The organism is Phenylobacterium sp. (genome assembly GCF_037968635.1).
In the GTDB taxonomy this organism is placed as follows: Bacteria; Pseudomonadota; Alphaproteobacteria; order Caulobacterales; family Caulobacteraceae; genus Phenylobacterium.
Map to the genome: position 1 here is coordinate 1 of NZ_JBBKVV010000170.1, position 4,946 is coordinate 4,946.

5 protein-coding genes and 1 pseudogene are annotated in these 4,946 nt (G+C 66.4%); 4 read left to right on the top strand and 2 right to left on the bottom strand.

The window, feature by feature from the left end; all coding sequences use genetic code 11:
• Positions 1-174 precede the first annotated feature (174 nt).
• Positions 175-2,514: a heavy metal translocating P-type ATPase gene (locus tag AAC997_RS18375; RefSeq protein WP_340647155.1), complete on the bottom strand. Its 2,340-nt coding sequence runs from the start codon at positions 2,512-2,514 to the stop codon at positions 175-177.
• A gap of 115 nt (positions 2,515-2,629) precedes the next feature.
• On the opposite strand from AAC997_RS18375, the gene AAC997_RS18380 reads away from it, so the two are divergent.
• From AAC997_RS18380 to AAC997_RS18395, 4 genes are all read left to right on the top strand, one after another.
• On the top strand, positions 2,630-2,902 hold the full coding sequence (locus AAC997_RS18380; RefSeq protein WP_340647156.1) for a metal-sensitive transcriptional regulator: 273 nt from the start codon (positions 2,630-2,632) through the stop codon (positions 2,900-2,902).
• 113 nt (positions 2,903-3,015) lie between these two features.
• Entirely contained in the window at positions 3,016-3,306 is a 291-nt protein-coding gene (locus AAC997_RS18385) for a hypothetical protein (protein ID WP_340647157.1), read from the top strand.
• Positions 3,303-3,746 (top strand): periplasmic heavy metal sensor, encoded by a 444-nt coding sequence (locus AAC997_RS18390; protein WP_340647158.1) that lies wholly within the window; start codon positions 3,303-3,305, stop codon positions 3,744-3,746. The genes AAC997_RS18385 and AAC997_RS18390 overlap by 4 nt, the downstream gene beginning before the upstream one ends.
• Positions 3,743-4,348, top strand: coding sequence for a sigma-70 family RNA polymerase sigma factor (locus AAC997_RS18395; protein ID WP_340647159.1), 606 nt, complete (start codon positions 3,743-3,745; stop codon positions 4,346-4,348). Before AAC997_RS18390 ends, AAC997_RS18395 begins: the two co-directional genes overlap by 4 nt.
• Here AAC997_RS18395 and AAC997_RS18400 read toward each other — a convergent pair.
• Positions 4,341-4,946 (bottom strand): annotated as a pseudogene (locus AAC997_RS18400) (hypothetical protein); the annotation flags it as partial. The gene AAC997_RS18395 and the pseudogene AAC997_RS18400 overlap by 8 nt on opposite strands.

A 4,946-nucleotide genomic window follows, 5' to 3' on the forward strand; every position in this document is an offset into this window, starting at 1 on the left:
CGCCGCGCAAGAGCTGTCGGCGATCAAAATCCTTCATGATGGTCCAAGGTCCCATGAAAACAGGCGCCAGCGGGATGAGCTGGCGCACCGCGAGGAATACGCGCAAGGCCGACCTTGGCCCTCATGCCACGCGCCGAAATTCGAATGTCGCCGCCGAGGGGGCGCAAACCGCGTTCAGAGCCTGACGGCCCGGAGCCGCAAGGCGTTTGTGATGACGCTCACCGATGACAACGCCATAGCCGCAGCGGCGATCTGGGGCGACAGCAGCCAGCCGAACACCGGATAGAGCACACCCGCCGCGACTGGGACTCCGGCCACGTTGTAGATGAAGGCGAACACAAGGTTCTGGCGGATGTTGCGCATCACAATGCGGGACAGGCGCCTTGCGCGGACCAGGCCCTGCAGATCACCCTTCAGCAGGGTCACCCCCGCACTCTCGATCGCCACGTCGGACCCAGCGCCCATAGCGACGCCGACGTCGGCGGCGGCTAGCGCTGGCGCGTCATTAACCCCATCACCGGCCATGGCCACGACCCGGCCTTCGGCCCGCAGCTTCTGCACCACCTTGGCCTTGTCCTGAGGCAGCACCTCAGCCTCGACCTCCTCGATGCCCAGCTTCCTGGCGACGGCGAGAGCCGTCGTGCGGTTGTCGCCGGTCATCATCACCAGCCGGACACCATCGGCAAGCAGCGCCCGCACCGCGTCTGGCGTGGTCGGCTTGATCGGGTCGGCGATCCCGAGGACGCCGGCCAGCCGTCCGTCGATCGCGGCGAAGACGGCCGTCGTTCCGTCCTGCCGCAGCGCCTCGGCCTCAGCCAGCAACAGGCCCAGATCGATGCCCTGCTCGGCCATCAGCGGCGCGCCGCCGAGCACGACCTTCTTGCCGTCCACAATGCCGATCACGCCCCGGCCGACTGGAGAGTCGAAGTCGGTTGCCTCCGAAAGCGGGAGACCACGGTCCTTCGCCGCGCGCAGCACGGCGTCGGCGAGCGGATGCTCGCTGCCGCGCTCGAGGCTGGCCGCGAGCCGGAGGAGTTCGCCTTCCTCGATGCCCGCGGCCGTCTTGATGGCGGTGACGGCCGGTCGCCCCTCAGTGAGGGTGCCGGTCTTGTCGATCACCAGGGTGTCCACCTTCTCGAAGAGCTCGAGGGCCTCTGCGTTCTTGATCAGCACACCCTCGCGGGCGCCCCGGCCGACACCGACCATGATCGACATGGGCGTCGCCAAGCCGAGCGCGCAGGGGCAGGCGATGATCAACACCGACACCGCAGCCACTAGAGCATAGGCGAAGCGGGGCTCAGGACCGACCACCGCCCAGATCAAACCTGCGAGCAAAGCGACGGCGATGACGGCGGGCACGAACCAGCCCGCCACGGTATCGGCCAGACGCTGGATCGGCGCGCGGCTGCGCTGCGCCTCCGCGACCATCTGGACGATGCGCGACAACAGCGTGTCGGCGCCCACCTTCTCGGCCCGCATGATGAATGAGCCGGTCTTGTTCAGGGAGCCGGCGATAACCTTGCCTTCGGCCTCCTTGGTCACCGGCATGGACTCCCCGGTGACCAGGGACTCGTCGATCGACGCCCGCCCTTCGGTCAGGGCGCCGTCCACGGGGATCTTCTCGCCGGGTCGCACGCGAAGGCGGTCGCCGACCTGGATGAGATCGAGGGTGACCTCCTCGTCGGTTCCGTCGTCGCGGATACGGCGCGCGGTCTTCGGCGCCAGGTTGAGCAGGGCCTTGATCGCGCCGGAGGTCTGCTCGCGGGCGCGCAGTTCCAGCACCTGGCCCAGCAACACCAGCACGGTGATGACCGCGGCAGCCTCGAAATAGACCGGCACGGCGCCGGACATGTCCCGGAAGGCCGGCGGGAACAGCCCGGGCGCCAGCACCGCGGCCACGCTGTAGACCCAGGCGACACCGACCCCCATGGCGATCAGCGTGAACATGTTGAGATGACGCGTGACGAGCGACGTCCAGCCACGCTGGAAGAAGGGCCAGCCGGCCCAAAGCACCACCGGCGTGGCCAGCGCGAATTGAATCCAGTGGGACGTGTGCGAGCTGACCAATCCCATCAGGCCCGGCAGGTGTCCGCCCATCTCCAGGACGAACACTGGCACGGCCAGCACCAAGCCGATCCAGAAGCGCCGGCTCATATCAGCGAGTTCCGGATTTGGACCGCTGTCGGCCATCACCGTCTCCGGCTCCAGGGCCATGCCGCAGATCGGGCAGGATCCTGGACCAACTTGGCGGATCTCGGGATGCATCGGACAGGTGTAGATCGCGCCGGGGTTCGCCGGCGGCTGCGCGGCGGCCGATGGCTCAAGGTAACCGACCGGATCGGCCTGGAACTTGGTGCGGCATCCGGCGGAGCAGAAGTGGAAGTCGTGCCCGCCATGCTCGGCGTGATGGGGCGTCGTCAAGGGGTCGACCGTCATCCCGCACACAGGATCGATCACCTTCGAGCCCGGTTCAGCGGATTGGGGATGGGCGTGGTGTTGATGATCGGAACTCATCGCAAGCCTCTTTGCTGGACGCCTGTCCCGGCGTTGAGGGTCATTTATATACCCCTATAGGGTATTTCAACCCGTGCCCACCGGGGGTATATGTGGAATGCACGGAGGACTGACATTGATCCAGGACAACAAACCCAGGCTGCTGAACCGGCTTAACCGGATCGAGGGTCAGGTGCGCGGCATCTCACGCATGGTCGAAGATGACCGCTACTGCATCGACGTGCTGACCCAGATCCAGGCCGTGCGGGCGGCGCTGGCGAAGGTGGAAAGCGAGATGCTGAAAGCCCACCTCGACCATTGCATCGAGAGCGCCATTGTCAGCGGCGACACTGAGCAGCAGCGCCAGAAAGCGTCGGAGTTGATCGCCCTGCTTGAGAGGACGCGCTGAGCTTCGCGAGCCGGCGGTTAAAGGGGCTCGGTTACCTCCGCGTCTCGTTCCGGCTTGCGGGATCGGGCGGGTGTCCTTCGTATAGCCAGTAGGCTGCGGTAAAGGACACTGTGATGCGGGACGACCTGGACCATCTCATGTCGCGGTTAGCGGACGGCAGACCGGAGCGGTCACTGGACGGCTTCGAGCATGTCGTCCTCCAGGGCGTTGCGAGGCGTCGTGAAGACATTCAAGCTGCACGGGCCCTGACTCCCATCCGGGTGGCTTCCATCGGCGTGGCGCTGGCGATCGGCGTGACGACAGGCGGCATGGCCGCGGCGAGCACACTCTCGCAACCGCCTCAGGTCAGCCCATTCTCGACGGTGGCGCATCTCGCCCCCTCCACCCTGCTCGAGGGGGAATGATGGCGGCTACCCGCGGCCTGCTGCTGACGATCGTGCTCTCTGTGGTCGCTGCGGCAGCGGGCGCCTGGGGCGGCGCGCGCTATGTTGTCGGCCAGATGCATCGCCCGGCATCGATTCACCAGACGATGCACAAGAGCCTCGACCTGACGACAGAGCAAGACCGGCGGATCGGCGGCCTGGAACGCGACTATGCCGTCCGCCGCCATGCGCTCGAAGCCGAAATGCGGGCCGCGAACGCTGATCTTGCTCAGGCCATTCAGGCGACCCACGCCTATACGCCGGCCGTGCAGCGGGCGATCGACCGATCTCACCAGGCGATGAGCGAGCTGCAGAAGCAGAGCATCCTGCACGTGCTGGCGATGCGTCAGGTTCTCAACTCCGAACAGACCGCACGTTTTGACGACACAGTCGTAAAGGCGCTCACCGAAGACCCGTCGTGAGTGACGCCGCAGATCGATCCGATGCGGCGCTGGCGACAGCGGCCGCAACGGGAGATGAGCGCGCCTATGCGATCTTGGTCGGCCGCCACAAGGAGCCCTTGTACCGGCTTCTCCGTCGCTACCTGGGAGACGCTGACGAGGCCTATGAGGCGGCGCACGAGGCGTTCATCGCGGCGTGGAGCGCTTTGGAGCGCTATGACCCGGAGCGTCCCTTTGGAGCGTGGCTGCGGACCATCGCCATCAACAAGGCTCGCGATCGTGGTCGTCGGATCGCCGTGCGGCGATTGATCTTTGGATCCAAGTCCTTCGAGGACAGCGAGGCGCAGATCCGCCCGGACGCGACCATCTCAGCCGACGAGGCGATAATCGAGCAGGAACAGCTCGCGGAATTGGACCGCGCCATAGCCCGCCTGCCCTTGGCTCTGCGGGCGCCGCTGATCCTGACCGCGATCGAAGGCCGGCCGCAGCAGGAGGCCGGCGATATCCTCGGGATCAGCGCCAAGAGCGTCGAGACCCGGGTCTACCGCGCGCGCAAGCTCCTCGCGCAGACCCTGGACGCCAGCCTGCGATCAGGCCGGTTCGCGCCAAGGCAGGTCAGGTAACGAAGACGGGCGCGAAGCCGCCGCCAGGCGTCCTGAAATTCGTGGTCTGGCCTTGATATACCCGCGCAGCGGTCAGGAGCGGCGATCCCTTGTAGGTATAGAGCCGCACGTCGAGCTTGAGCGCCTTGATCTCCCCGTCGATCCGGATCCGGCGTTCGCTCGGAGCGGCCAGTTCCTGGGCTATGTAGCCGCCCTGCTGAACCTCCTCCCAGACGCCGCGAGTCATCTTGTCGCCGCGGTAGACCGCCTTGCCGCCATGGCCGCCCGCCGGCTTGAAGAAGTAGCGCTTACGCGCCGACCACAGCTCATCGGTGTTCCCGGCCGTCACCATCACCGTGCGCGGGATGGCCGAAAGGCTCCGCCGCTGATCGGGCGTCAACTCGAAGGCGCTGGCGGCGACCGGATCCGACAGCAGGGTCAGGTTCCGTTTGTCGGCGAAGAGCGCGTGGTTGCGGGGGCCCGGCGTCAGCACGACGGCCCCGGCGATATAGGCCTCACGCAAGGCTTCATGCCCCGCGGCAGTCAGCGAGAAATCGACCAGCCTGTTGTAGACGAGATCGACCGTCTCGCCCTCGTACTGCAAGAGACCGTCGACGAA

Coding starts and splice junctions, on each gene's coding strand:
- AAC997_RS18375 (WP_340647155.1), bottom strand. CDS start 2,514: ATGAGTTCCGATCATCAACACCACGCCCATCCCCAATCCGCTGAACCG.
- AAC997_RS18385 (WP_340647157.1), top strand. CDS start 3,016: ATGCGGGACGACCTGGACCATCTCATGTCGCGGTTAGCGGACGGCAGA.
- AAC997_RS18390 (WP_340647158.1), top strand. CDS start 3,303: ATGATGGCGGCTACCCGCGGCCTGCTGCTGACGATCGTGCTCTCTGTG.